This window comes from Pseudomonas argentinensis, from assembly GCF_001839655.2.
GTDB lineage: Bacteria > Pseudomonadota > Gammaproteobacteria > Pseudomonadales > Pseudomonadaceae > Aquipseudomonas > Aquipseudomonas argentinensis_B.
Genome location: NZ_CP056087.1, coordinates 2,781,972 through 2,805,280, shown reverse-complemented (window position 1 = coordinate 2,805,280; position 23,309 = coordinate 2,781,972). Strand labels below are relative to the sequence as shown.

24 protein-coding genes and 1 tRNA gene are annotated in these 23,309 nt (G+C 63.9%); 16 read left to right on the top strand and 9 right to left on the bottom strand.

Annotated features, from left to right (window positions below; all coding sequences use genetic code 11):
* The first annotated feature begins 25 nt into the window (after positions 1-25).
* The 4 genes from SA190iCDA_RS12395 (at position 26) to SA190iCDA_RS12380 (ending at position 2,877) form a co-directional block, all read left to right on the top strand.
* A complete protein-coding gene (locus tag SA190iCDA_RS12395) occupies positions 26-922 on the top strand; it encodes a LysR substrate-binding domain-containing protein (RefSeq protein ID WP_070888217.1) in 897 nt (298 codons plus the stop codon).
* Between the two features lie 256 nt (positions 923-1,178).
* Positions 1,179-1,847 carry a CsgG/HfaB family protein gene (locus SA190iCDA_RS12390; RefSeq protein WP_083329923.1) on the top strand — a complete coding sequence of 223 codons (669 nt, stop codon included), beginning with the start codon at positions 1,179-1,181 and terminating at the stop codon, positions 1,845-1,847.
* 14 nt (positions 1,848-1,861) lie between these two features.
* Positions 1,862-2,209: a DUF4810 domain-containing protein gene (locus SA190iCDA_RS12385; protein ID WP_070888219.1), complete on the top strand. Its 348-nt coding sequence runs from the start codon at positions 1,862-1,864 to the stop codon at positions 2,207-2,209.
* Positions 2,210-2,214: 5 nt separating this feature from the next.
* The gene (locus tag SA190iCDA_RS12380; protein WP_070888248.1) at positions 2,215-2,877 is read left to right on the top strand and encodes a DUF799 domain-containing protein; all 663 of its coding nucleotides are present in this window, start codon (positions 2,215-2,217) and stop codon (positions 2,875-2,877) included.
* 46 nt (positions 2,878-2,923) lie between these two features.
* Here the strand turns inward: SA190iCDA_RS12380 and SA190iCDA_RS12375 are convergent, their stop codons facing one another.
* On the bottom strand, positions 2,924-4,477 hold the full coding sequence (locus SA190iCDA_RS12375) for a sigma-54-dependent transcriptional regulator (RefSeq protein ID WP_070888220.1): 1,554 nt from the start codon (positions 4,475-4,477) through the stop codon (positions 2,924-2,926).
* Between the two features lie 214 nt (positions 4,478-4,691).
* Here SA190iCDA_RS12375 and phhA point away from each other — a divergent pair, with 214 nt between their 5' ends.
* From phhA to cobF, 5 genes are all read left to right on the top strand, one after another.
* Positions 4,692-5,477 (top strand): phenylalanine 4-monooxygenase, encoded by a 786-nt coding sequence (gene phhA / locus SA190iCDA_RS12370; RefSeq protein ID WP_070888221.1) that lies wholly within the window; start codon positions 4,692-4,694, stop codon positions 5,475-5,477.
* 118 nt (positions 5,478-5,595) lie between these two features.
* Positions 5,596-5,952: a 4a-hydroxytetrahydrobiopterin dehydratase gene (locus tag SA190iCDA_RS12365; RefSeq protein WP_070888222.1), complete on the top strand. Its 357-nt coding sequence runs from the start codon at positions 5,596-5,598 to the stop codon at positions 5,950-5,952.
* A 190-nt stretch (positions 5,953-6,142) separates the two neighbouring features.
* The gene (locus tag SA190iCDA_RS12360; protein ID WP_070888223.1) at positions 6,143-7,432 is read left to right on the top strand and encodes an MFS transporter; all 1,290 of its coding nucleotides are present in this window, start codon (positions 6,143-6,145) and stop codon (positions 7,430-7,432) included.
* Positions 7,433-7,518: 86 nt separating this feature from the next.
* Positions 7,519-9,774 carry a glucosylglycerol-phosphate synthase gene (ggpS, locus tag SA190iCDA_RS12355; RefSeq protein ID WP_070888224.1) on the top strand — a complete coding sequence of 752 codons (2,256 nt, stop codon included), beginning with the start codon at positions 7,519-7,521 and terminating at the stop codon, positions 9,772-9,774.
* A gap of 156 nt (positions 9,775-9,930) precedes the next feature.
* Entirely contained in the window at positions 9,931-10,695 is a 765-nt protein-coding gene (gene cobF / locus SA190iCDA_RS12350; RefSeq protein ID WP_070888225.1) for a precorrin-6A synthase (deacetylating), read from the top strand.
* Between the two features lie 383 nt (positions 10,696-11,078).
* On the opposite strand, the gene prmB is transcribed toward cobF, so the two are convergent.
* Positions 11,079-11,984, bottom strand: a complete 906-nt coding sequence (gene prmB, locus SA190iCDA_RS12345) for a 50S ribosomal protein L3 N(5)-glutamine methyltransferase (protein WP_070888249.1) — start codon at positions 11,982-11,984, stop codon at positions 11,079-11,081.
* Positions 11,985-12,230: 246 nt separating this feature from the next.
* Here prmB and SA190iCDA_RS12340 point away from each other — a divergent pair, with 246 nt between their 5' ends.
* From SA190iCDA_RS12340 to SA190iCDA_RS12330, 3 genes are all read left to right on the top strand, one after another.
* The gene (locus tag SA190iCDA_RS12340) at positions 12,231-12,830 is read left to right on the top strand and encodes a cysteine hydrolase family protein (protein ID WP_070888226.1); all 600 of its coding nucleotides are present in this window, start codon (positions 12,231-12,233) and stop codon (positions 12,828-12,830) included.
* 297 nt (positions 12,831-13,127) lie between these two features.
* Entirely contained in the window at positions 13,128-13,451 is a 324-nt protein-coding gene (locus tag SA190iCDA_RS12335; RefSeq protein WP_070888227.1) for a hypothetical protein, read from the top strand.
* 46 nt (positions 13,452-13,497) lie between these two features.
* Positions 13,498-14,055, top strand: a complete 558-nt coding sequence (locus tag SA190iCDA_RS12330) for a Smr/MutS family protein (protein WP_070888228.1) — start codon at positions 13,498-13,500, stop codon at positions 14,053-14,055.
* Between the two features lie 90 nt (positions 14,056-14,145).
* Here the strand turns inward: SA190iCDA_RS12330 and efp are convergent, their stop codons facing one another.
* From efp to SA190iCDA_RS12315, 3 genes are read right to left on the bottom strand one after another with little or no spacing between them, the layout of a single operon-like run.
* Positions 14,146-14,718 carry an elongation factor P gene (efp, locus tag SA190iCDA_RS12325; protein ID WP_070888229.1) on the bottom strand — a complete coding sequence of 191 codons (573 nt, stop codon included), beginning with the start codon at positions 14,716-14,718 and terminating at the stop codon, positions 14,146-14,148.
* Between the two features lie 46 nt (positions 14,719-14,764).
* Entirely contained in the window at positions 14,765-15,889 is a 1,125-nt protein-coding gene (earP, locus tag SA190iCDA_RS12320; RefSeq protein ID WP_070888230.1) for an elongation factor P maturation arginine rhamnosyltransferase EarP, read from the bottom strand.
* A 24-nt stretch (positions 15,890-15,913) separates the two neighbouring features.
* Positions 15,914-17,260 carry an MFS transporter gene (locus tag SA190iCDA_RS12315; protein WP_070888231.1) on the bottom strand — a complete coding sequence of 449 codons (1,347 nt, stop codon included), beginning with the start codon at positions 17,258-17,260 and terminating at the stop codon, positions 15,914-15,916.
* Positions 17,261-17,644: 384 nt separating this feature from the next.
* Here SA190iCDA_RS12315 and SA190iCDA_RS12310 point away from each other — a divergent pair, with 384 nt between their 5' ends.
* Both SA190iCDA_RS12310 and SA190iCDA_RS12305 read left to right on the top strand, forming a co-directional pair.
* The gene (locus tag SA190iCDA_RS12310; protein ID WP_070888232.1) at positions 17,645-17,887 is read left to right on the top strand and encodes a type II toxin-antitoxin system Phd/YefM family antitoxin; all 243 of its coding nucleotides are present in this window, start codon (positions 17,645-17,647) and stop codon (positions 17,885-17,887) included.
* The gene (locus SA190iCDA_RS12305; protein ID WP_070888233.1) at positions 17,884-18,147 is read left to right on the top strand and encodes a Txe/YoeB family addiction module toxin; all 264 of its coding nucleotides are present in this window, start codon (positions 17,884-17,886) and stop codon (positions 18,145-18,147) included. Before SA190iCDA_RS12310 ends, SA190iCDA_RS12305 begins: the two co-directional genes overlap by 4 nt.
* 82 nt (positions 18,148-18,229) lie before the next feature.
* Here SA190iCDA_RS12305 and SA190iCDA_RS12300 read toward each other — a convergent pair.
* A tRNA-Ser gene (locus SA190iCDA_RS12300) sits at positions 18,230-18,319 on the bottom strand.
* 351 nt (positions 18,320-18,670) lie between these two features.
* On the opposite strand from SA190iCDA_RS12300, the gene SA190iCDA_RS12295 reads away from it, so the two are divergent.
* Together SA190iCDA_RS12295 and SA190iCDA_RS12290 are read left to right on the top strand one after the other, a co-directional pair.
* Entirely contained in the window at positions 18,671-19,360 is a 690-nt protein-coding gene (locus tag SA190iCDA_RS12295) for a crotonase/enoyl-CoA hydratase family protein (RefSeq protein WP_070888234.1), read from the top strand.
* Positions 19,361-19,496: 136 nt separating this feature from the next.
* Entirely contained in the window at positions 19,497-20,468 is a 972-nt protein-coding gene (locus SA190iCDA_RS12290) for a magnesium and cobalt transport protein CorA (RefSeq protein WP_070888235.1), read from the top strand.
* A gap of 31 nt (positions 20,469-20,499) precedes the next feature.
* On the opposite strand, the gene SA190iCDA_RS12285 is transcribed toward SA190iCDA_RS12290, so the two are convergent.
* The 3 genes from SA190iCDA_RS12285 to SA190iCDA_RS12275 form a co-directional block, all read right to left on the bottom strand.
* On the bottom strand, positions 20,500-21,285 hold the full coding sequence (locus tag SA190iCDA_RS12285; RefSeq protein WP_070888236.1) for an ABC transporter permease: 786 nt from the start codon (positions 21,283-21,285) through the stop codon (positions 20,500-20,502).
* The gene (locus SA190iCDA_RS12280; protein ID WP_070888237.1) at positions 21,282-22,214 is read right to left on the bottom strand and encodes an ABC transporter ATP-binding protein; all 933 of its coding nucleotides are present in this window, start codon (positions 22,212-22,214) and stop codon (positions 21,282-21,284) included. The genes SA190iCDA_RS12285 and SA190iCDA_RS12280 overlap by 4 nt, the downstream gene beginning before the upstream one ends.
* A gap of 217 nt (positions 22,215-22,431) precedes the next feature.
* Positions 22,432-23,052 (bottom strand): glutathione S-transferase family protein, encoded by a 621-nt coding sequence (locus tag SA190iCDA_RS12275; protein ID WP_070888238.1) that lies wholly within the window; start codon positions 23,050-23,052, stop codon positions 22,432-22,434.
* Positions 23,053-23,309 lie beyond the last annotated feature (257 nt).

The window sequence follows — 23,309 nt, the reverse complement described above, 5'->3', positions numbered from 1 at the left end:
GTTTCCAACCAAATGCCGAGCTGCCATGCACTTCGACCTGCCGGATTTGCGCCTCTTCATCCATATCGCCGAGTCGCCGAGCCTGACCCAGGGCGCACGGCGTGCCTCGCTGTCGCCCGCCGCAGCCAGCGCGCGCATCAAGGCCCTGGAAGGCCAGTTGGACACCCGCCTGCTGTACCGCGACAGCCGTGGCGTGGAGTTGACGCCGGCCGGCCAGCGCCTGCTGCAGCACGCGCGGTTGATCATGCGCCAGGTCGATTACCTGAAAAGCGAATTCACCGAATACGGCAGCGATGCGGCCGGGCATATCCGCATCTTCGCCAACACCACGGCGGTAACCGAATTCCTGCCGGAGGTACTCGCAGGCTTTCTCGCCGGCCGGCCCGGCGTGACGGTTGACCTGCAGGAGCGCCTGAGCCGCGATATCGTGCGTGGCGTGCTCGATGGCGGCGCCGACCTGGGCATCATCGCCGGCCCGGTGGAAGCCGCCGGCCTGCAAGTGCTGCACTTCAGCACCGACCGCCTGGTGCTGGTGGTGCCGGACGGCCACCCGTTGGCCGGCCGCCAGCGCGTCAGCCTGCGCGATACCCTGCAATACCAGCACATCGGCCTGCACGACGGCAGTACCCTGCTGACCTTTTTGCGCGAGCATGTCGAGACCTTGGGCGGCACCCTGTCGCTGCGCATCCAGATGTCCGGCTTCGAAGCCATCTGCCGCATGGTCGAAGCCAACGTCGGCATCGGCATCATTCCCGAGTCCGCCGCCAGCCGGCACCGCCGCACCATGAAACTGCACACCATCGAACTGGAAGAGCCCTGGGCGATTCGCGAGCGCAGCATGCTGGTGCGCGACCTGGAGGCGCTGCCTGGCAGCGTCCGGGCGTTGATCGCCACACTGCTGCCGGAAAGCGCGGCCGTCTGATACGGCCTGGCGAGCCGGAAGACGCGAAACGGATCACAGCGGCGAACGACAATGCTGGCAAAACGCCTTGCCGCCCAATAGAATCGCCGCAGCAGGAAGCACCCCGCACCCATTCCAGGGTCAGCGTCATGGATCGACTCTTCAAGCGCCTCGCGTCGCGTCGCGAAGCCGTCCCATGCCTCATCTCTCGTGAAAGTGTCCGGTTGATTCCTGCCTGCTACAGGCTCGCCCTGCCCACTTTGCAAACGAGATTCGTATGAACAAGATCATTACCGCTGGCCTCGCAGGTGTGCTCGTGCTGCTCGCCGGCTGCGCCACCGAAAGCTCGCGTACCCTGGAAGTCGCCAAGGTCAACACCGCCACCAGCCAGTACAGCGGCCCACGCAGTCCGATCGCCGTTGGCAAGTTCGACAACCGCTCCAGCTACCTGCGCGGCATTTTCAGCGACAGCGTCGACCGCCTTGGCGGGCAGGCCAAGACCATCCTGATCACCCACCTGCAGCAGTCCAACCGCTTCAACGTGCTGGACCGCGACAACCTCAGCGAACTGCAGCAGGAATCGGGCTTCTCCAAGCAGGCTCAGCAGATCAAGGGTGCCAACTTCGTGGTCACCGGTGACGTCACCGAGTTCGGCCGCAAGGAAGTCGGCGACCACCAGCTGTTCGGCATCCTGGGCCGCGGAAAGCAGCAGATCGCCTACGCCAAGGTGAACCTCAACATCGTCGACGTGGCCACCTCCGAAGTGGTGTATTCCAGCCAGGGTGCCGGCGAATACGCCCTGTCGAACCGCGAGATCATCGGCTTTGGCGGCACCGCCAGCTACGACTCCACCCTCAATGGCAAGGTCCTCGACCTGGCGATCCGCGAGGCGGTGAACAAGCTGGTCAGCGGCGTCGACAGCGGCGCCTGGCGCCCGGTCAAGTGAGCGAGGAGCGAACCATGAAATCCCCACTTCTGTTCACCACCCTGCTGGCCTCCGCCCTGCTGGCCGGCTGCGCCCAGCAACCGAAATCGCTGTACTACTGGGAGGGTTACCAGCAGCAGGTCTATCAGCGTTTCGAGAACACCACCGGCACCGAAGAGCAGATCGCGGCGCTGGAAGCCAGCGTCCAGAAGGCTCGCGCCGCTGACCGCACCCTGCCACCGGGCTTTCATGCCCATCTCGGCATGCTGTACGCGGAAATCGGCAAGCCCGATCAGGTGCGCCAGCAATTCGAAACCGAGAAAGCCCTGTTCCCCGAGTCCGCTCAGTACATGGACTTCCTGATGCGCAATATGGCCAAGTGACCGACATGCTTCTACTGAACTCTCTCAGAACCCTCGCGGCCCTGGCCGCCATCGCCCTGCTGGCCGGTTGTGCCACCCAGCAGCCCTACGACTACAGCGCCTTCAAGGAAAGCAGCCCGGCCTCCATCCTGGTCCTGCCGCCGGTCAACAAATCGCCGGACATCAAGGCCACCTTCAGCATGTATTCGCTGATCACCGCGCCCCTGAGCGAAGCCGGCTATTACGTGCTGCCGGTGGCGGTGGTCAACGAGACCTTCAAGCAGAACGGCATGCTCAATGCCGAGGAAATCCGCGAGGTTCCGCCGCAGAAGCTCTACGAGATCTTCGGCGCTGACACCGTGCTGTATATCGACGTGACCGAATACGGCAGCAGCTACAAGGTGATCAGCAGCGAGGTGGCGGTGGCCGCCAGCGCCACCCTGGTCGACCTGCGCACCGGCAAGGAACTGTGGAAAGGCGTCGCCCGGGCCAGCAGCGCCGAACAGCAGCAGAACAGTGGCGGCGGCCTCGCCGGCATCCTGATCACCGCCCTGGTCAACCAGGTGATGAACAGCCTGAACGACCGCGGCCACGAGATCGCCGGCATCACCAGCGCCCGCCTGCTGAGCAGCAACCCGGTCAACGGCATTCTGCCCGGCCCCCGCGCGCAGCCCGTCAGCGCTCGCTGAGGCCCCGCCAGACGAGTCCGGACCACCGGGCTCGTTTGATTTCTGTTTACTCCTTGCCCACCCGGTGCTCACGCAACTTGTTGGCGATGGTGGTATGGGACACGCCCAGGCGCTTGCCGAGCAGACGGCTACTGGGGAACTCACCGTGCAGGCGCTCCAGCACGGCCTTCTCGAAGCGCCCGACGATGGCATCCAGCCCGCCTTCCAGCGAGAAGTCGCCCAGCGGCTGCGCCGCGCCGTAACCCGGCAGGCGGATATGTTCGGGCTTCACCACCGCGCCGTCACACAGCGACACCGCCTGGAACAGCACGTTCTCCAACTGCCTGACGTTACCCGGCCAATGGTAACGGCCCAGTTTCTCCAGCGCGGCTGGCGCCAGGCCCGGTAGCGGGCAACCGATCTGCCGGCTGGCGCGATCGAGAAAGTGCTCGGCCAGCGGCTGCAGACCATCCAGACATTCACGCAGCGGCGGGATATGCAGGCTCAGCACGTTGAGCCGGTGGTAGAGGTCTTCACGAAACTCGCCCCGGGCGCACAGCTCGGAGAGGTCGACCTGGGTGGCGCAGGTCACCCGCACGTCCAGGTACACCTCCTCGTCGCTGCCAACGCGGCGGAAGCAGCCGTCCTGCAGAAAGCGCAGCAGCTTGGCCTGCAGGCGCGGGCTCATTTCGCCGACGCCATCGAGAAACAGCGTGCCGCCTGCGGTCAGCTCCAGCAGCCCCAGTTTGCCTTCGGCGCGGGCGCCCTCGAAAGCGCCGGGGCCGTAGCCAAACAACTCGGTCTCGGCCATCGACTCGGGCAGGCCGGCACAATTGAGCGCCATGAACGGCGACTGCCCGCGTGGGCTGGCCAGGTGGCAGGCGCGAGCCAGCAGCTCCTTGCCGGTACCGGTTTCGCCTTCGATCAGCAGCGGCGCGTCCAGCGGCGCCATGCGCCGCGCCTCGCGCACCACCGCAGCCATCACCCTGGAGCTCTGGAAGATGCTGTCGAAGCCGCGCAACTCCTGCTTGCGCACCTGGTAGATGCGCTCACCGACGCGGTCGGCGCGGTGCAGGGTCAGCACCGCGCCGGCCATGGCTTCGCTGTCGTCGTGCTCGCTCTGTAGCGGCGCGATATCGGCAAGAAACACGTCGCCGCAGACCTTCACCCGCAGGCCATTGATCCGCGAACGATTGGCGCGCACCAGCTCCGGCAAGTCGAAATCCTCGACGTAGCGCGACAGGGCGATGCCCGGTACTTCGTCGACCCGCACACCGAGCAGACCAGCCGCCGCCCGGTTGGCGGCGACGATGCTGCCGCCCATGTCCACGGACAGCACCGGGAACTCCAGGGCACCGAGCAAGGCGTTGAGCTCCAGATGACGGCGCTCGCTGGGCATCAGCCCCACGCGCTTGACGCCGAACACGCCGGTGATGGCCTCGAACTTGGCGCGCAGGGCCTGGAACTGCAGATTGATCAGGTTGGGGCAATGCAGGTAGATGGCGTTACCCTGCTCGCCGCCGACCTCGCCGCGGGCGACGTTGATGCCGTAATCGACCAGCAATTCGAGGATGTCGCGCAGGATGCCTACACGGTTCTGGCAGTGGATCTTGATACGCATGACGGCCGCTCTTGTTATTTTCGTCAAGGTTTCTTGCCAGTCTAGAGGAAGCCACTGGGCCAGGCACAGGCTTTCGCCCATGACGTAATGCTTTCTTTACGAAAACGGCTCTTTCTCGGATCCCGAAACACCGCTCACGCCCGCGCAAAGCGCACCCGCCTGCGGCATGCTCAGGCCAGCCACGACCAGAGCGGATGTGCAGGGAGATCGCCAGATGAAAGCCAGCCAATACGTTGCCAGGCAGCCTGACGCGAACGGCTTCATTGACTACAGCGAGGTCGAGCATCGCACCTGGCAGACGCTGATCGGGCGCCAGCTGGAGGTGGTCGAGCCACGGGCCTGCCAGGAGTACCTGGACGGCATCGACAAGCTCGCCCTGCCCCGTGAGCGCATTCCCCAACTGCCCGATATCAATCGCGTGCTGCAGGCCAGCACTGGCTGGCAGGTCGCCCAGGTGCCGGCGCTGATTCCGTTCCAGCGCTTCTTCGAGCTGCTCGCCAACCGGCAGTTTCCGGTGGCCACCTTTATCCGCACCGAAGCGGATCTGGACTACCTGCAGGAGCCGGATATCTTCCATGAGATATTCGGTCACTGCCCATTACTGACCAACCCCTGGTTCGCCGAATTCACCCACACCTACGGCCGCCTGGGCCTGGCTGCCAGCCCACAGGAACGGGTGTTCCTGGCGCGCCTGTACTGGATGACCATCGAATTCGGCCTGGTGGATACGCCCGCCGGCCGGCGCATTTACGGCGGCGGCATTCTCTCCTCGCCCAGGGAGGCGGTGTATTGTCTGTCCGGCGAACCCGAGCACCAGCCATTCGACCCCGTGGAAGCCATGCGCACGCCCTATCGCATCGACATTCTGCAGCCGCTGTACTTCGTGCTTCCGGACCTGCAGCGACTGTTCGCCGTGGCGCAACAGGACATCATGGGTCTGGTGCAGCAAGCCATGGCGCTCGGCCTGCATGCACCGAAATTTCCACCCAAGGCGGCCTGAGAATCTGTCCACGATCTGCTAGGCGTCGGCCCGCCTGGGTTAAGAACAAGCTGGATGGCCAGCCCAGGCGAGGCCCCGTCAATTGCTCACTTGCCATCTGTAAACTCGAGGAAACCCCATGACCGCACTGTCCAAAGCCACTTGCGAAGCCTGCAGCGCCGATGCGCCCAAAGTCAGCGAGGCCGAACTGGCACAGCTGATCAAGGAAATCCCGGACTGGAACATCGAGGTTCGTGACGGCGTGATGCAGCTCGAGCGGGCCTACGCCTTTCGCACTTTCAAGCATGCGCTGGCGTTCACCAATGCGGTGGGCGAGATCGCCGAGACCGAGAACCATCACCCGTCGCTGCTCACCGAATGGGGCAAGGTCACCGTGACCTGGTGGAGCCATTCCATCAAGGGCCTGCACCGCAACGACTTCGTCATGGCGGCACGCACCGACGAGCTGGCGAAGGCGGTCGAGGGGCGCAAGTAAAATGCCCATGAGCGGGGAAAACTCGCTTCTGCGTGCACCACGCTAGTGCCTTTCACTGCCCTAAAAACCGCGACTACCGTTCGTCGATAGAAATATTCTTTTAATATCAAGTAGATAGAAACCACCCCCAAGGATCACTGGCGCGCTTCCTGCTTGCCATCACCGGCATTGTTCCCTAGGGTTGTTTGCCATGTGGTCCTTGATTGCCCCTATCAGCTCGTTGCTGGGTGGGGTCGCATTACTCCTCCTCGGCAATGGCCTGCTCAACACCCTGCTGACCCTGCGTGGCGTCGCCGAAGGCTACTCCACCGGGATGCTCGGCCTGATCATGTCCGGGTACTTCGTCGGTTTTCTCCTCGGTACCTGGCTGGCGATTCCGCTGGTGCGCCGCGTGGGGCATATCCGTGCCTTCTCCTTCTGCGCCGCCCTCGCCGCCATCACCGCACTGCTCCATGTGCTGCTCGTCGATCCCTGGGTCTGGCTCGGCCTGCGGGTACTCTACGGCCTGGCGCTGGTCAGCCTGTACATGGTCATCGAGAGCTGGCTCAACGCCCAGGTGCCCAACGACAAACGCGGGCAGATGTTTGCCGTGTACATGGCGGTCAACCTCGGCGCCCTGGCGGCCGCCCAGCAACTGCTGAACCTCGCCGAGCCGACCGACTTCCTGCTGTTCGCCCTGGCGGCCATGCTGATCAGCGCAGCGCTGATGCCCATCACCCTGACCCGCCAGCCCCAGCCCAGCGTGCCGGACACCCTGCACACCAACCTGCGCGCCATCCTCGGCATCGCGCCGCTGTCGATTGCCGCTGCCGGCCTGTCCGGCCTGGCACTCGGCGCGTTCTGGGGCATGGCGCCAGTGTATGCCAGCCTCAACGGCTTCGACGCTGCCGGGACCGGCCTGATGATGAGCGCGGCCATTCTCGGCGGCGCATTGCTGCAATGGCCGATCGGGCGTTTTTCCGACAAGCACGACCGGCGCTGGGTGCTGTTCTGGGTGGTCAGCGCGGCGGTGATCGTCGCCCTGGCGATGAGCCTGCTGCCCGCCGGGCGCACGCTGCTGGGGCTGATGTTCCTGTTCGGTGGACTGTCGTTCGCCATCTACCCCATCGCCGTGGCGCAGCTGATCGATCAGCTTCACCGCGACGAGATTCTTTCCGGCTCCAGCAGCCTGCTGATGGTCAACGGCGTCGGCTCGGTGTGCGGCCCGCTGCTCGCCGGCCTGTTGATGCAGCACCTGGGCGCCGCCGCACTGCCGCTGTACTTCGCCGCCACCCTGGGGCTGCTGTCGGCCTACACCTTCTATCGTCTGCGTCGCGTCAGCGACCTGGTCGCCGGTGAACAGGCGCACTTCGTGCCGATGCTGCGCACCAGCCATACCGTGCTGGAACTGATGCCAGACGCCCCGCCGGCAGACGATGACAACGACCCGGGCCCCGATAACCGCGGCCGCGTGCAGGAGCGCGCGGCCGCTTCGTCGTAGGCTTACAGGCCTACAGAACAGAGGCGCCAACCAGGTGCCCGCTTTACCCGTCGGCCACTGCCGGCGCTTTGACAGGGAGACAGCGCATGCTACTTGCAACCGATCTCGATGGAACCTTTCTCGCCGGTGATCCCGAGGACCGCCTGAGCCTTTACCAGACCATCGCCGCCCACCCGGAGATCCAGTTGGCCTACGTTACCGGGCGCAGCCTCGAAGCGGTCCTGCCGCTGTTGGCCGACCCGACCCTGCCGCAACCGGATTTCATCATCGCCGACGTCGGCGCCACCTTCGTACATGGCGACAGCCTGCAACCGATTCAGGATCTGCAGGGTCAGGTCGATGCCCGCTGGCCGGGCGAGAGCCAGGTGGCCCAGGCCCTGGAAGGCTTCGGCCTGGAGCGCCAGGACGTGCCCCAGGCGCGCCGCTGCTCGTACTTCTGCACACCTGAACAGGCCGCCGACCCGACCCTTGCCGAGGTCGCAGAAAGGCTAGGTTGCGGTCTGCTGTATTCCGCGGATCGCTACCTCGACTTTTTGCCCAGGGGCGTCAACAAGGGCACCAGCCTCGGGGCGCTGGTCGACTGGCTGCAGCTCGACGACGGCGAAGTGCTGGCCTGTGGCGACACCCTCAATGACCTGAATATGCTCGACGGCACCTACAAGGGCGTCTGCGTGGGCGAGTCCGAGCCCAAGCTGCTCAAGGCCACCGAGCACCAGTCGTGGATCCTGCAGGCGGATCGCCCCGGCTGTGGCGGCATTCTGCAGGCCTTCGTGCATTTCGGCTTTCTCGATGAGCACGGCATCGCCGCCGAGAAACGCACCGCCACCGAACCGGGGCGTGCCGAGCTGGTGATGGTCTATCACCGCCTGCCCTACGAGGAATATCGCGGCGCGGACGGCAAGATCCAGCGCCGCCGCCCAACCTCGCCCAACGGCATCATCCCCACCCTGATGAGTTTCTTCGGCGACGCGCGCCCGGGTTCCTGGGTGGCCTGGGCGGTCGATGAAGGCGCTGACGAGCCCTTCGAAACCCACACCACCGTGGACGCCGAGCGCTACCCGAAACTCACTGCCGCCCGGGTGGCGCTGAGCAAGAGGGAAGTCGACATCTTCTACAAGCGTTTCTCCAAGGAAGCCTTCTGGCCGACGCTGCACACCTTCTGGGAGCGCGCGCGCTTCGACGAGGACGACTGGCAGGTGTTTCTCAAGGTCAACCGCGCCTTCGCCGAGCGCACCGCCGAGGAAGCCGCCATCGGTGCCGTGGTCTGGCTGCACGACTACAACCTGTGGATGGTGCCGGGCTACCTGCGCGAGCTGCGCCCGGACCTGCGCATCGCCTTCTTCCACCACACCTACTTCCCGTCGGCGGACGTGTTCAACGTGTTGCCGTGGCGCCGGCAGATCATCGGCAGCCTGCTGCAGTGCGACTACATCGGCTTTCATATTCCCCGTCAGGTGGAGAACTTCGTCGACGTGGCCCGGGGCGTCACGCCGCTGCAGACCGTCAGCCGACAGAACTGCGCACCGCGTTTCGTCACCTACGGCTGCGCCGTGGGCCTGGAGCGAATGACCACCGCGGTGGACACCGACAGCCGGGTGGTCAAGCTCGGCGCCCACCCGGTCGGCCTGGATATCGACCGGGTGCGCAACGCCCTGGCCCAGAACAAGACCCGCGAACAGATGGCCAACCTGCGCAAGGAGCTGAGCGGCATCAAGCTGGTGTTGTCGGTCGAGCGCCTGGATTACACCAAGGGCATCCTGGAAAAACTGCAGGCCTACGAGCGCCTGCTGGCCGACAACCCGGAACTGCACAAGAAGATCACCCTGGTCAGCATCTGCGTGCCGGCCGCCCGGGAGATGACCATCTACGACGAACTGCAGTCGCAGATCGAACAGGCGGTCGGGCGCATCAATGGCCGCTTCGCACGGATCGGCTGGACGCCGGTGCAGTTCTTCTTCCGCAGCTTCCCGTTCGACGAGGTGGTGGCCTGGTACGCCATGGCCGACGTGATGTGGATCACCCCACTGCGCGACGGCCTCAACCTGGTGGCCAAGGAATTCGTCGTCACCCAGGGGCTCACCAGAGGCCAGGGCGTGCTGGCCCTGTCGGAATTCGCCGGCGCCGCCGCCGAACTCAAGGGCGCGCTGCTGACCAACCCCCACGACACCGCCGACCTGGCGCATACCTGCTACCTGGCGCTGAACATGCCCAAGGCCGAGGCCAAGGCGCGACTGCGCGAGCTGTTCGATATCGTCAGCTACAACGACATCCGCCGCTGGGGCGACGAGTTCCTGGCCGGCGTCGCCGAGCCGGAGCCGGTATTGAAGCTGGCGGCGGGCTGAGCCAAGGGAATAGATCTGTGGGAGCGGGCCATGCCCGCGAGGCTTTTCGCGCACATGGACTGGGCGTCTCCACCCGCTCCCACAAGCAGTGTTCTACCCTGCTCTACCGCTCGCTCCTGATATGCTGCGCGCCATCGCAAGAACGAGACACGCAGCATGAACGACATCCTGATCATCGGTATCGGTGCCGGTGACCCCGACTACCTCACCACCCAGGCGATCAAGGCGCTCAACCGCGCCGACGTGTTCTTCCTCCTCGACAAGGGTGAAGCCAAGGACAAGCTGATCGCCCTGCGCCGCCTGATCCTAGACCGCTATATAGCGCCGGACCGCCAGTACCGCATCCTTGAAGCGACCAACCCGGAACGCGAGCGCGATGTGGCGAATTACGACGCCAGCATCGACAGCCTCAATCGCGACAAGCAGGCGGTGTTCGAGCAGTTGCTCGGCCAGTTGCAGGATGGCGAAACCGGCGCCTTTCTGGTCTGGGGCGACCCGTCACTGTACGACAGCACCATCCGCATACTCGACGGGGTGATCGCCAGTGGCATGCCCCTCGACTATGAGGTGATTCCGGGCATCACCAGCGTGCAGGCACTTACCGCCCGCCACCGCATTCCCCTGAACCAGATCGGCCGCGCCGTGCAGATCACCACCGGCCGCCGCCTGCGCGAAGGCTGGCCAGAGGGCGTGGACAGCGTGGTGGTGATGCTCGATGCCGGGGAAAGCTATCGCCACCTGATCGACGAAGATCTGCACATCTACTGGGGGGCCTACGTCGGTACGCCGGATGAGATCCTTATCTCAGGAACGCTCGCCGAGGTGGCCGAGCAGATCGCCACGACCCGCGCTGCCGCGCGCGAGGCCAATGGCTGGATCATGGACAGCTACCTGCTGCGCCGCGGTGGGCGCGAAGCCTGAGGCTAAACTCACGGATGCCGACCGGCGGACATCGTTGCTTTACCTGTCGGAACGGGCGGGGACGCCGAGTCCATGCCCGTGATTTTTTCGCGGGCATGGCCCGCTCCCACAGATAATCACCAATCCATAGAGTGGATCTGGGCGCGTAGCTGACGCTGCACATGCGCGGCCTGCCCCATCTACCCCCCTGCAATCGCAGTGGTGGATAAAAGAGCGTTGACTGCGCCGGCAAAAGCGGACATTGGGCTGCAAGCTGCAAGAAGAAGCTAGAGCACTGTGGACTGCTTTTAACTTGTAGCTCGGGGCTTGCAGCTTGCGGCCGCTTGCGCCACATAGCGGCCTGCTAATCCCAAATGACTCGAGCTAACAAGTCTTATATTGCCTCAGCAGCGCTCGCGAAACAGCGCCTGATGCTCACGGCACTGCTCGGCCGACAGCATGAACACGCCATGGCCGCCGCGGGCGAAATCCAGCCAGGCGAAATCCACTTCGGGGTACAGCGCCTCGACATGCACCTGGCTGTTGCCCACCTCGACGATCAGCAGGCCTTTCTCGGTCAGGTGATCGGCCGCTTCGGCCAGCATCCGCCGCACCAGGTCCAGCCCATCGTCACCGCAGGCCAGGCCCATTTCCGGCTCGTGCCCGTACTCGGCCGGCATATCGGCGAAATCCTCGGCATCCACATAGGGCGGGTTGGACAGGATCAGGTCGAAGCGCTGCCCCGGCAGCCCGGCAAAACCGTCACCCTGCACGGTATAGACCCGTTCCTCGAGGCCGTGACGCTCGATATTGCGGTTGGCCACTTCCAGCGCCTCGAAGGACAGGTCACCCAGCACCACTTCGGCGTCGAGGAACTCGTAGGCGCAGGCGATACCGATGCAGCCCGAGCCGGTACACAGGTCGAGAATCCGCGCCGGCTCGCCGGCCAGCCAGGGGCTGAAGCGCTGCTCGATCAACTCGCCTATCGGGGAACGGGGCACCAGCACGCGCTCGTCGACGATGAATGGCAAGCCGCAGAACCAGGCCTCGCCGAGCAGATAGGCGGTGGGTACGCGATCTTCGATGCGGCGCTTGAGCAGGGTTTGCAGGTGCAGGTGTTCATCGTCTTCGAGGCGGCAATCCAAGTAGCTGTCGGCGATTTCCCAGGGCAGATGCAAGGCGCCGAGCACCAGTTGCCGGGCCTCGTCCCAGGCGTTGTCGGTGCCATGCCCGAAGAACAGCTCCTCGGCCTGAAAACGGCTAACCGCCCAACGAATGTAGTCACGCAGGGTGCGCAGGCGAGTATTCAGGGCTGGGCGGGCATCGTTCACAACAGGGCTCCGGGCAAAAGGCGTTAGTCTAGCAGGCCGGCCCCGGCATTCCAGCGCCCCGGGGAGATTGTCACGGCGCCGCACGCTTACCAGCGCCGGTGAGCTGAAACGATTCTTCTGGCACCGCTGCGCTGCAACGCAGCAATACAACCAACAGAGAGGTTCACAGCGGCGTCATAGAGGCGGACAATGTGCACCGTTAACCGCGCCAGCAAGGAGTCGTACATGTCGTCCCACCCGCAAACGTTCTATCAGCTCACCGGCCGTGGCCACGCCCCCGCCAGCCTGAGCAATGCGACCCTGCTGGTCATCGATGCCCAGGAAGAGTACCGCAGCGGCGTGGTGCAACTGCCCGGCCTCGACGCGGCCCTGGTGGAGATCGCCAAGCTGCTCGACGCCGTGCGTGCCCAGGGCGGCGCCATCGTGCATATCAAGCACCTGGGCATTCCCGGTGGCCTGCTCGATCCACGCGGCCCCCGTGGCGATCACTTGCCGGAAGTGGCCCCGCTGCCCGGCGAAATCGTCGTCGAGAAGCGCATGCCAAACGCCTTTTCCGGCACCGAGCTGCACGAGAAGCTGCAGTCGCTCGGCCATCTGGACCTGATCGTGTGCGGCTTCATGACCCACTCGAGCATCAGCACCACCATTCGTGCCACCAAGGACTACGGCTACCGCTGCACCGTGGTCGATGCCGCCTGCGCCACCCGTGACCTGCCGACGCCGGATGGCAAGGTGATCAGCGCCGCCGACATGCACCGCGTGGAAATGATCGCCCTGGCCGACAACTTCGCCGCCTGGGTGCCGGACGCCAACGCCCTGCTGTAAAAACCTGATCACGGCCGTCGGTGCGTCGGCACCTGCCGCGTTAAAGCCTATCTGGATTGCCAGCCCGGTCGAAACACCGCTCGGGCCTACGCGCTTGGCACGCCCCACAAGGGCGAGCCAGGCGCGTATTGCGGGCGAGTGCAGTCTCTTCGTCGATCGTTCTTGCTATGGCGTCCAGCCCTGTATCGCTCTTGATGGCGAGATCCTCACCGGCTACAAGCCCATGGACGCCGCGTTGTTGTGAACCCGCTACTACACTGCCAGTCATAGCGAGAAGACCCATCGAGGAATTAGCGCATGAAGCAAACAGACGGTTTCAATGCCAGCCACCTGCGCCCTAGACGCCCGGGCAGCTTGCGGTTGCGCTTCGTCGCGTACCTGACGGCGCTGATCGCGGTATTCGGCATTCTGCTCATGATGGCCGGCGCGTCGACCCTGCTGGGCCGCCCGCCGGCGCTGGGGAGCCTCAATGATTCGACGGTCGACGCCAGCGTGCTCTTGGTGCTTGGCCTGGTGCTGTTCTGGGGTGGCGTGCTGGGCTGGCGCAAATCCCGGCGGCGCATGCGCCAGCGCCGGGCCGACCTGGCGATGTCACCGCAGCTGATGAAGAAACGCGACTGACCCGCCCTGCGCCGCTTGGTAAACTGGGCGCCCGTGCGGAGGCCCCATGCAAGACGATGACCTTTCCCTGTTCAAAGCCCAGCTGCTAGGCGTCAAGCCGATCAAGCACGACCGTGCCGACACCGGTAAGCCAAGGAGCGACCGTGCACGCCTGGCCACCCTGCGCCAGGCCGCCACGCAGCGTACCGACACCCTCAAGGTCGATGGCCTGTCCGACCAGTTCGTCATCGACGTCGGCGCCGAGGACGCCCTTTTCTGGGCCGGCAACGGCGTTCAGGACGGCCAGATGCGCAAACTCAAGCTCGGCCAGATTCCCTTCGACGGCAGCCTGGACCTGCATGGCATGAGCGTGGAGAAGGCCCGCGACACCCTCTGGGAGTTTCTCGCCGAAGCCACCAAGCTGGAAATCCGCTGCGTGCGGGTCACCCACGGCAAGGCGGTGCGCACCGACGGCCGCAAACCGATGATCAAGAGCCATGTGAACACCTGGCTGCGTCAGCATCCGCAGGTGCTGGGTTTCGCCTCGTGCATCGCCAAGCACGGCGGTACCGGCGCGGTCTACGTGATGCTCAAGCGCACCATGCTCGATGGCCGCGACGAGTAGCACGTCTGCACCGCCGCCCTCGCCTCAGCCGAAGGGCACGCATAAAAAACCCGGCGCTGAGGCCGGGTTTTCACATCGCGAGCCTGACGATCAGACCGGCGCCTTGGCGCGGGACTTGTACTCGCCGGTGCGGGTGTCGATTTCGATCCAGTCGCCGATTTCGCAGAAGTCGGCCACTTTCACTTCGGTACCGTTGTTCAGCTTGGCAGGCTTCATCACCTTGCCGGACGTGTCGCCACGGGCCGAGCCTTCGGTGTAGGCCAGCTGACGCACGATGGTGGTCGGCAGGTCTACGGAGATGACCTTGCCTTCGAAGAACACCGCTTCGCAGACGTCGTTCATGCCTTCTTCGATGAACGGCAGGACGCTTTCCAGGTCTTCGGCGCGCAGCTCGTAGGAGTTGTACTCCGGATCCATGAACACGTAGTCGTCGCCGCTGATGTAGGACAGGTTCACTTCCTTGCGCTCAAGGATGACCGGCTCCATCTTGTCGTCGGCTTTGTAGACGGTTTCGGTCTTGGAGCCGTTGATCAGGTTCTTCAGCTTCATCTTGACGATGGCGCTGTTACGACCGGACTTGGTGAACTCGGCCTTCTGGATCAGCCATGGCTGGCCGTCGATCAGGGCCACGCTGTTAGGCTTCATTTCTTGTGCGGTTTTCATACGAATATCCGGATCTGAATGGATTTACAAAATTCGAGGCCGCGTATCATAGCCAATTTCGGTAAAACTGCACCAGCGCCGCGGCAAGATCTGCACGTACCGCCTGGCGCCTGGCCCACGTCTGGGCATGGGCGGCCAGTTCATCGGCATGGTGCCGCCAGGCGCCCCAGGCCGGTGCCATCGCCTCACCCGTGTTCCAGGCGTGCCACAGGGCACGCAACGCGGCCTCGGCCTCGTCTGAAAGCCCCTGGCAGTAGAGGACCATGAAGGCCTCGAGCTTTTCCAGGTGTGCGTCTTCCTGCTGCGCATAGATATGCCAGACCAGCGGCCGAGCGGCCCACTGCGCTCGCACGAAGGAGTCCTCGCCGCGCACCAGGTTGAGATCACAGCTGCAAAGCAGCGCGTCGTACTGCTCCTGCTGCATGAAGGGCACCACCTGAACGCTCAAGGCGCCGCGCTGCAGCACCTTGCCGGCTTCGAGCGATTGCCCCGCCCAGCGCTGCAAATCGCCGAGAATCCGCCCTTCCGGCACCAGCAGCTGGGTGGGCATGGCATCGCCGGCCAAGGTATCCAGCCAGCCGGCCAGCGCGGCGTTCTCATAGGCGAACAGGGAAACCAGGCGGGCATTGGCGGCCGGCGTGATGCCCAGGGAGGCGAGGAACCCTGCGCGGGCCTCGGCATCGCCCTGCAGCCTGTCCCGCGCGGCGAGCAGCCCGCGCTCACGCAGCAGCCCGCCGGTGCCGGCAGTGAATCCGGGAAAGAAAAAGAACTTCTGCAAGCCGTTGCCCTGCATCGATGGCAGGCCGTGGCAGCCCTCGACCCAGCGCTCGGCGCTCAGGTATTCCAGATTCAGCCAGAGCACCGGCGTCTTGCGCCCCGTCATCGCCGCCAGGTAATCGGCAGGCAATTGGCAGGCAAAGGCTTCGATCACCACGTCGGCCGGCTCGACCGCCTGCCAGGCCGACGCCCAATGGCGTACCTCGACCCCGCTCAATCGCTGACAGCTGGCCCCGGCCTCGGCCTGCGGGCAGATGCGCGCCAGCGCCGCCAGGTCATCGACCCACAGGCGCACCTCGGCGCCCTGCTCGGCCACCAGTTGCCGCGCCAGGCGCCAGGTCACGCCGATGTCGCCATAGTTGTCGACGACGCAGCAGAATATGTCCCACTTCATAGCTGCCCTCCCTTATCGGCCGGCTCAGGCCTGCAACCCGCCTTCACGCTGCCGGCCGTCCAGGGTCACATCGACCGCTGGCTCGGCAACCTCGACGCCGGGCACCACATCGGAGAGGTCTTCCTGGCGCTCGTGTTCGAGCGCGCCCTGTACCAGGTCCTCGGTCACCCGCAGCTCCGCGCCGACCATAGAAGCGGGCGTCGCCGGCTCGAATGGTGCCACAGGCTGGGGTGCCGGGCGCAGCTTGCGGCGCCAGAAGAACAGCATCACCAGGCAGCCGTTGAGCAGGCTGAAGGCCAGGAACAGTCCGGCGTCGCCGTCGTGCTCCATCAGCGGGGAGATCATCAGCGGGCTGATCGCCGAGCCCAGGGAGTTGATCAGCAGAAGCCCCTGCACCATGCGCACCAGCGCCCCGGCCGGCGCGCGGTCCGCCGCATGGCTGACCGCCACCGGGTAGACGGCGAAGACCCCGCCACCGAGCAGGAACAGCAACACCATCAGCAACAGCGGCGAGGACGGCAGGATCATGATCGCCAGGGAGATCAGCAGGCAGAACAGACTGAGCACGATCAGCACGCTCTGCCGATCATGCTGGTCGGACCAGCGCCCCACCGGGTACTGCAGCAGCATGGCGCCGAGGATCACGCTGGCCATCATCTGCCCGACCTCGCTGACGCTCATGCCCACCCGCTGCAGATACAGCGGCAGCAGCGAATAGACCGCGGCGATGGCGATGCCCGAACCGAAGCAGCCAATCACCCCGGTCGGGGTCATGCGGATCAACTGATGCGGCAGCAGCGGCTCGACCTTCTCGACCAGGGGCGTCACCCGCGGAATGATGCCCATCGGCAGCACCGACAAGGAGGCCAGCAGCCCGGCCACCATAAAGGGCGCGGTTTCACCCCAGGCGTCGATGGCGCCCAGTTGCAGCTGGCCGAGCATGCCGGAACCGTAGAGCGCCATCATGTACAGCGCCAGCAGGCGGCCACGCACCTTCTGGTCGCCGGCCAGCAGCATCCAGCTTTCCACCACCAGGAACACGCCCAGAATCGACCAGCCGGCGACCAGGCGGAAAACGAACCAGGCCCAGGGGTCGAAGAACAGGCCCTGCAACAACACGCTGACCGCGGTCAGCGAGGCGAAGCTGCTGTAGGCACGGATATGGCCGATGCGCAGGATCAGCCGGTCGTTGAACAGCGCGCCCAGGGTCAGGCCGATAAAGTAGGACGCCGACACGATACCGATCACCGTTGCCGACACCCCCGCCGCATCCAGGCGCAGCGTGGTCAGCGACGAAATGAAGCCGTTACCGATACTGATGATGAACAAACCGAGCAAGGGCCCCAGCGCCATGCCAAGCAATTGCGACATAAAAACCTCGGAACGATGCCGCCACACAGGCGCATCGAGAACAGTGATATAACCGTTACAGACAACCTAAACCGCACACACAGCTGCGCTCGAGGACAAGCAATGCTTGGCCAATGGGGATGCTTCAGGGAAAGACGCCGTGACAGAAACGCGGACGCCAAAACCCAAATGCCCGAGTGGCTTTTGGTTTTTGTTTGAAGGTGGGGAGCTGAAACGATAGAACCTGACGGGCGCAGGGTGCTCCATCAGAGGCCGCGGACGATACACGAGCCGGTGGATGCGGACAATCAGGATGCCTCGCAACTCACCCATGAGCGATGAAAAGCCCTTAACGCGACGTACGACTTAGCGTACGATTCAAGCATCCCTAAGAGGCCAATCATCATGCAAATACTTACCGCCAGCGAAGCACGCACCAACCTATATCGTCTGATGGATCAATCCGCCGAATCCCATCAGCCGATTATGATCTCGGGCAAGCGCACCAACTCCGTCCTGGTCTCGGCCGAGGACTGGGAAGCCATCCAGGAAACGCTGTACCTCTTGTCCGTTCCAGGCATGCGCGAATCCATCAAAGAAGGCATGGAAGAGCCGGTAGACAACTGCGCTAAGGAACTGGACTGGTGACTTGGCAGCTCGCCTTCACGAAACAGGCTCAAAAAGATGCCAAGAAGCTTGCTGCAGCAGGCTTGAAGGACAAGGCCAAGGCTTTGCTGAACTTGATACAGGAAAACCCCTTTCAGAACCCACCGCCCTACGAAAAGCTGGTGGGCGATCTGTCCGGCGCCTACTCACGGCGCATCAACATCCAGTACAGGCTCGTTTATCAGGTGCTGCAGGATGAGCACGTGCTCAAGGTGCTACGGCTCTGGACGCATTACGAATAAAGCGCTTTCGACAGTTACCTGGCCTGGAATGCAAAAAGCCCCGAAAACGGTAACGTTTTCAGGGCTCTAAGTATTGCGAAAGTGGCGGTGAAGAAGGGATTCGAACCCTTGATACGGTTTCCCGTATACACACTTTCCAGGCGTGCTCCTTCAACCGCTCGGACACTTCACCGGATCTCGCCAGACGTGCTGTCTGTCGAGGCGCGCTAATGTAATCGAAGCCTTTCCCAAACGCAAAACTTTTTTCAAAAGATTCATGCGCTTAAGCCATCGCGAGCGCGCGACCGGCCTACCCGCCACCAGGTCAGCGCGAGCAAAGGGCCCATGAGCGCTGGCCAGCGGCGCCTAAAAAAAGTCTGTAGTGGTAATTCGTCCCTTCCATCATCGGCACGGCCAGTGAGCCGACGGCTTGCCTTGCTGCTGTAGCGAGCGAGCCACCCTGACTCGACGGTCACCCTTCGTGCTTTACCAGAGCAGGCCGGATGGGTAACGTCAGCCGCACTTTCACAACAAGGAGTCGACCATGAGCGACCTGATCAGCTACCAACTCGATGACGGCGTCGCCACGCTGACGCTCAACAACGGCAAGGTGAATGCGATCTCGCCAGCGGTGATCGAGGCCTTCAACGCGACCCTGGATCGCGCCATCCAGGACAAGGCCATCGTCATCCTTACCGGCCAGCCGGGCATTCTCTCCGGCGGCTATGACCTCAAGGTGATGACCTCCGGCCCACAGAACGCCATCGACCTGGTCGCCGCCGGCTCGACCCTGGCCAGGCGCATGCTCGCCCACCCTTACCCGATCATCGCCGCCTGTCCCGGCCATGCGGTGGCCAAGGGCGCCTTCCTGCTGCTCTCCAGCGATTACCGTATCGGCGTCGAGGGCCCCTTCACCATCGGCCTCAACGAAGTGCAGATCGGCATGACCATGCACCACGTGGGCATCGAACTGGCCCGTGATCGCCTGCGCAAATCGGCCTTCCATCGCTCGGTGATCAATGGCGAGATGTTCGACCCGCAAGGCGCCATCGACGCCGGCTTTCTCGACAAGGTGGTGCCGGCCGAGCAGCTGATGGCCGCCGCCCTGGCCGTCGCGGCACAGTTCAAGAAGATCAACATGAACGCCCACCGTAAGACCAAGCTCAAGGTGCGCGCCGCCCTGCTGGAAACCCTCGATAAATCCATCGAGCTGGACAAGCAGCAGTCGCTGTAACGCCCCCAGGCTGGCGTGCGGCCTCCCTGCACGCCAGCCTCTTCGCCGCCCCAGCCGTGCAGATCGATCACGTGACTGCTGAGCGCGCCGAGATAAGCAGGTAAGCTGCCGCCAACAATCATGCACGGGGCACACCATGGGCGAAGTGGTCGCAGCAGCGGTTTACAGCAAGGGCCGCAAGGTCGGCGACATCCACCTCGACGAAGGTCGGGAATGGGCCTGCAAGCCCGAGCACTTCGTCTGGATCGGCCTGCACGATCCCGGCAGCGAGGAACTCGGCAATTTGCAACGGCAGTTCAACCTGCATGAGTTGGCCCTGGAAGATGCGCTGCAGCGCCACACCCGTCCCAAGCTGGAGATATTCGGCGACGCGCTGTTTCTGGTGCTCTATTCGCCCGTGCAGGTCGGCGGTGAACTGACCTTCGTGGAAACCCAGCTGTTCGCCGGCAAGGGCTACGTGATCAGCGCCCGTTATGGCGACTCCGCGCCCTACTCCAAGGTGCGCCAGCGCTGCGAGGCCAGGCCGCTGCTGCTCGAGCACGGCGAGGATTTCGTGCTCTACGCGCTGATCAGCTTCATCATCGAGAACTACCGGCCGCTGATGGACACCTACTATGCCGAGTTGGAGCAGCTCGAACAGACGGTGCTCGAGTGCGCCATGACCCACGGCGAAGTGGTGCGCATCCAGCAGCTGCGCCGCGACCTGCTGCGCCTGCGCCGCAATATCGGGCCGCTCGCGGAGATCTGTCAGGAGCTGCAGCACCTGGACTTTCCCTTTATCGACAAGAACATGCGGCCTTACTTTCGCGACGTGGCGATTCACGTCAATCGCCTGCTCGAAGACCTGACCAACCTGCGGGAGATGGCCGATCACGCCATCGAGATCGGCCTGCTGCTGGAGTCATCCCGGCAGAGCGTGGTGCAACGCAAGTTCGCCGCCTGGGCGGCGATCCTGGCCTTCCCCACCGCGGTGGCCGGCATCTACGGCATGAACTTTCACAACATGCCGGAGCTGAGCTGGCAGTACGGCTACTTCGCCGTACTGGGCGTGATCGGCGCAGGCTGCGCCGGCCTGTACGCCAGCTTCCGGCATTACGGCTGGCTGTAGAACCCGGCCACCGCCCGCCGCGCGATGGCGCTTACTGGCGCATCCCGCGGCCGCTGACCAGCAGGCGCACGCACAGTACATAGAGCAGCGCCGTGGCAACGAGCATAAAGCCGATGGCGGTGCCGATGCTGATGTCCGACACGCCGAGAATGCCGTAGCGGAAGGCATTGACCATGTGCAGCACCGGGTTGGCCAGCGACACCGTCTGCCAGAACGGCGGCAGCAGGCTGATCGAATAGAAGACCCCGCCCAGGTAGGTCAGCGGCGTCAGCACGAAGGTCGGGATGATCGAGATATCGTCGAAATTTCGCGCGAACACCGCGTTGACGAAGCCGCCCAGGGAGAAGATGGTCGCGGTCAGCAACACCACCAGCACGGTCAGCCCCAGGTGATGCACCTGCAGGTGGGTGAAGAACAGCGACAGCAGGGTGACGATGATGCCGACCGCCAGCCCGCGCAACACGCCGCCGGTGACGTAGCCGATAAGGATGGTGTGCGGCGATACCGGCGACACCATCAACTCCTCCACCGAACGCTGGAACTTGCTGCCGAAGAAGCTCGACACCACGTTGCCGTAGGCGTTGGTGATCACCGACATCATGATCAGCCCCGGCACGATGTATTCCATGTAGGTGAAGCCATCCATGTCGCCGATCTGCCGACCGATCAGGTTGCCGAAGATCACGAAGTACAGAACCATGGTGATCGCCGGGGGCAGCAGGGTCTGCGGCCAGATGCGCATGAAACGGCGGACTTCCCGGTAGACGATGGTGCGCAGGGCCACCAGGTTGGCGTTGAACTCGGACTGCTGGTTCATATGGCCACCTTCGACAGGTTCTTCTCGACCAGGGACACGAACAGCTCCTCCAGGCGGTTGTTCTTGTTACGCAGGCTCAGCACTTCGATATCGTGCGCCGCCAGCTGGCGGAACAGCTCGGTGACCCCCTGGCTCTTGTCGACCTGCACCTCCAGGGTGTGGTGATCGACCAGTTTGGCAGGGTAGCCCACGAGCGCCGGCACGGCGGCCAGATCGTTCTTCAGATCCAGCAGGAAGGTCTCGACGTGCAGCTTGCCCAGCAGCGCCTTCATGCTGGTGTTCTCGACGATCCGCCCGTGATCGATGATGCCGATGTTGCGGCACAGCTGCTCGGCCTCTTCCAGGTAGTGGGTGGTGAGGATGATGGTGATGCCCTGCTCGTTGAGCTCGGTGAGAAAGCTCCACATCGATCGGCGCAGCTCGATGTCCACACCCGCGGTCGGCTCGTCGAGGATCAGCAGGCGCGGCTCGTGCACCAGGGCGCGGGCGATCATCAGCCGGCGCTTCATGCCCCCGGACAGCTCCCTAGATGCCACGCCGCGCTTGTCCCACAGCCCCAGCTGGGTGAGGTACAGCTCGGCGCGCTCCTTGGCCAGGCGTGCTGGAATACCGTAGTAGCCGGCCTGGGTCACGACGATGTCGAAGACCTTCTCGAACTGGTTGAAGTTGAACTCCTGGGGCACCACGCCGATGCAGCGCTTGAGCGCCGCGGGCTGGGCATCCAGGTCATGGCCGAACACGCTGACCGTGCCGCTGGATTTGTTCACCAGGGTGGAGAGGATGCCGATGGTGGTGGACTTGCCGGCGCCGTTGGGGCCCAGCAGGGCGAAGAAGTCGCCCTCGGCCACGTCCAGGTCGAGGCCGTGCAGGGCAGTAAAGCCGTTGCCATAGGTTTTGGTCAGCTGTCGGATCGACAGAGCAGTACTCATAAAGGATATGCACCCATTAAAAAGACAGGGTTTAGAGGGGAATGCCGGGCAAACATTGCAACGTAATTGCCATTCAGGGCGCCTCTAAAAACGTAGGCGAGGCAGTCATCGCAAGGCGAAAACAGGCGAAAAAGCGGGATGAGCATTTTGATTGGACTCGCATCCAAGTCTGTTTTCAACGCGGCGATGACAACGCAGGCGGTATTTAGAGGTGCCCTCAGGTCAGTTCGGTCATCACCGCACGCCGGTAGGCAGGCCGCTCGCACAAACGCGCGTACCAGGCCTGCAGGTTGGGCTGCGCCGGGCGCTCGATGGGCATTTCGAACCAGGCGTAGATAAAGCTGCCCAGCGGGATATCGCCCATGGCGAAGCGGTCACCAGACAGGTAGGGCTGTTCGCCCAGCGCCCGCTCGGGCATTGCCAGCAGGTCGATGCAGCGCTGCCGGGCGGCTTCGATCAGCGCCGAGTTGCGCTGCTCGACCGGGGTCCGCAGCATGCCCCAGAACAGATCGCGAAATTCACCGGCGAAGCTGGAGCTCGTCCAGTCCATCCACTTGTCGCCACATGCGCGAATGGCGGGGTTTTCGGGATAGAGGGTGCCCGGCGCATAGGCTGCGGCCAGGTACCGCACGATGGCGTTGGATTCCCACAACACCAGGTCGCCGTCCTCGAGCATCGGCACACGGCCGTTGGGATTTCGCGCCAGGTACTCGGCCTGGTCGACCACCCCAAAGGCGCCACCGGCCTCGACTCGCTCATAAGCGACGCCGGCCTCCTCGGCACACCACAGCGCCTTGCGCACGTTGCTGGAATTCTTGCGGCCCCAAATTTTCAGCATCACCAACCGTCCTTAATCAGAGTCCTGCCAGCCAAGAGGCTGACAACCCTACCACTGTGTCGCCAAGAAGAAAGCCAGCCACGGTGATGTTGGCTATCGACCGGGTTCATAACACAGGCACTGGCGCCACTCAGCGGCTGACCAACAGGTCATCCGCACAGGCAATTTGTTATACGAACTCGCCGGCCTGCAACGGGGTCACTATCGGGAACGTGACGGGCCACCCCTTGCAGGAAGCGCCCTGTTACGCCCTTGTC

Bases quoted from the DNA above. Each gene is read 5' to 3' on its own strand.
- ggpS (WP_070888224.1), top strand. From the start codon at position 7,519: ATGCTACTTGCAACCGATCTCGATGGAACCTTTCTCGCCGGTGATCCC.
- SA190iCDA_RS12295 (WP_070888234.1), top strand. From the start codon at position 18,671: ATGAGCGACCTGATCAGCTACCAACTCGATGACGGCGTCGCCACGCTG.
- cobF (WP_070888225.1), top strand. From the start codon at position 9,931: ATGAACGACATCCTGATCATCGGTATCGGTGCCGGTGACCCCGACTAC.
- SA190iCDA_RS12360 (WP_070888223.1), top strand. From the start codon at position 6,143: ATGTGGTCCTTGATTGCCCCTATCAGCTCGTTGCTGGGTGGGGTCGCA.
- SA190iCDA_RS12330 (WP_070888228.1), top strand. From the start codon at position 13,498: ATGCAAGACGATGACCTTTCCCTGTTCAAAGCCCAGCTGCTAGGCGTC.
- SA190iCDA_RS12375 (WP_070888220.1), bottom strand. From the start codon at position 4,477: ATGCGTATCAAGATCCACTGCCAGAACCGTGTAGGCATCCTGCGCGAC.
- SA190iCDA_RS12395 (WP_070888217.1), top strand. From the start codon at position 26: ATGCACTTCGACCTGCCGGATTTGCGCCTCTTCATCCATATCGCCGAG.
- SA190iCDA_RS12280 (WP_070888237.1), bottom strand. From the start codon at position 22,214: ATGAGTACTGCTCTGTCGATCCGACAGCTGACCAAAACCTATGGCAAC.
- SA190iCDA_RS12310 (WP_070888232.1), top strand. From the start codon at position 17,645: ATGCAAATACTTACCGCCAGCGAAGCACGCACCAACCTATATCGTCTG.
- SA190iCDA_RS12340 (WP_070888226.1), top strand. From the start codon at position 12,231: ATGTCGTCCCACCCGCAAACGTTCTATCAGCTCACCGGCCGTGGCCAC.
- SA190iCDA_RS12290 (WP_070888235.1), top strand. From the start codon at position 19,497: ATGGGCGAAGTGGTCGCAGCAGCGGTTTACAGCAAGGGCCGCAAGGTC.
- phhA (WP_070888221.1), top strand. From the start codon at position 4,692: ATGAAAGCCAGCCAATACGTTGCCAGGCAGCCTGACGCGAACGGCTTC.
- earP (WP_070888230.1), bottom strand. From the start codon at position 15,889: ATGAAGTGGGACATATTCTGCTGCGTCGTCGACAACTATGGCGACATC.
- SA190iCDA_RS12365 (WP_070888222.1), top strand. From the start codon at position 5,596: ATGACCGCACTGTCCAAAGCCACTTGCGAAGCCTGCAGCGCCGATGCG.
- efp (WP_070888229.1), bottom strand. From the start codon at position 14,718: ATGAAAACCGCACAAGAAATGAAGCCTAACAGCGTGGCCCTGATCGAC.
- SA190iCDA_RS12275 (WP_070888238.1), bottom strand. From the start codon at position 23,052: ATGCTGAAAATTTGGGGCCGCAAGAATTCCAGCAACGTGCGCAAGGCG.
- SA190iCDA_RS12285 (WP_070888236.1), bottom strand. From the start codon at position 21,285: ATGAACCAGCAGTCCGAGTTCAACGCCAACCTGGTGGCCCTGCGCACC.
- SA190iCDA_RS12385 (WP_070888219.1), top strand. From the start codon at position 1,862: ATGAAATCCCCACTTCTGTTCACCACCCTGCTGGCCTCCGCCCTGCTG.
- SA190iCDA_RS12390 (WP_083329923.1), top strand. From the start codon at position 1,179: ATGAACAAGATCATTACCGCTGGCCTCGCAGGTGTGCTCGTGCTGCTC.
- SA190iCDA_RS12315 (WP_070888231.1), bottom strand. From the start codon at position 17,260: ATGTCGCAATTGCTTGGCATGGCGCTGGGGCCCTTGCTCGGTTTGTTC.
- SA190iCDA_RS12380 (WP_070888248.1), top strand. From the start codon at position 2,215: ATGCTTCTACTGAACTCTCTCAGAACCCTCGCGGCCCTGGCCGCCATC.
- SA190iCDA_RS12335 (WP_070888227.1), top strand. From the start codon at position 13,128: ATGAAGCAAACAGACGGTTTCAATGCCAGCCACCTGCGCCCTAGACGC.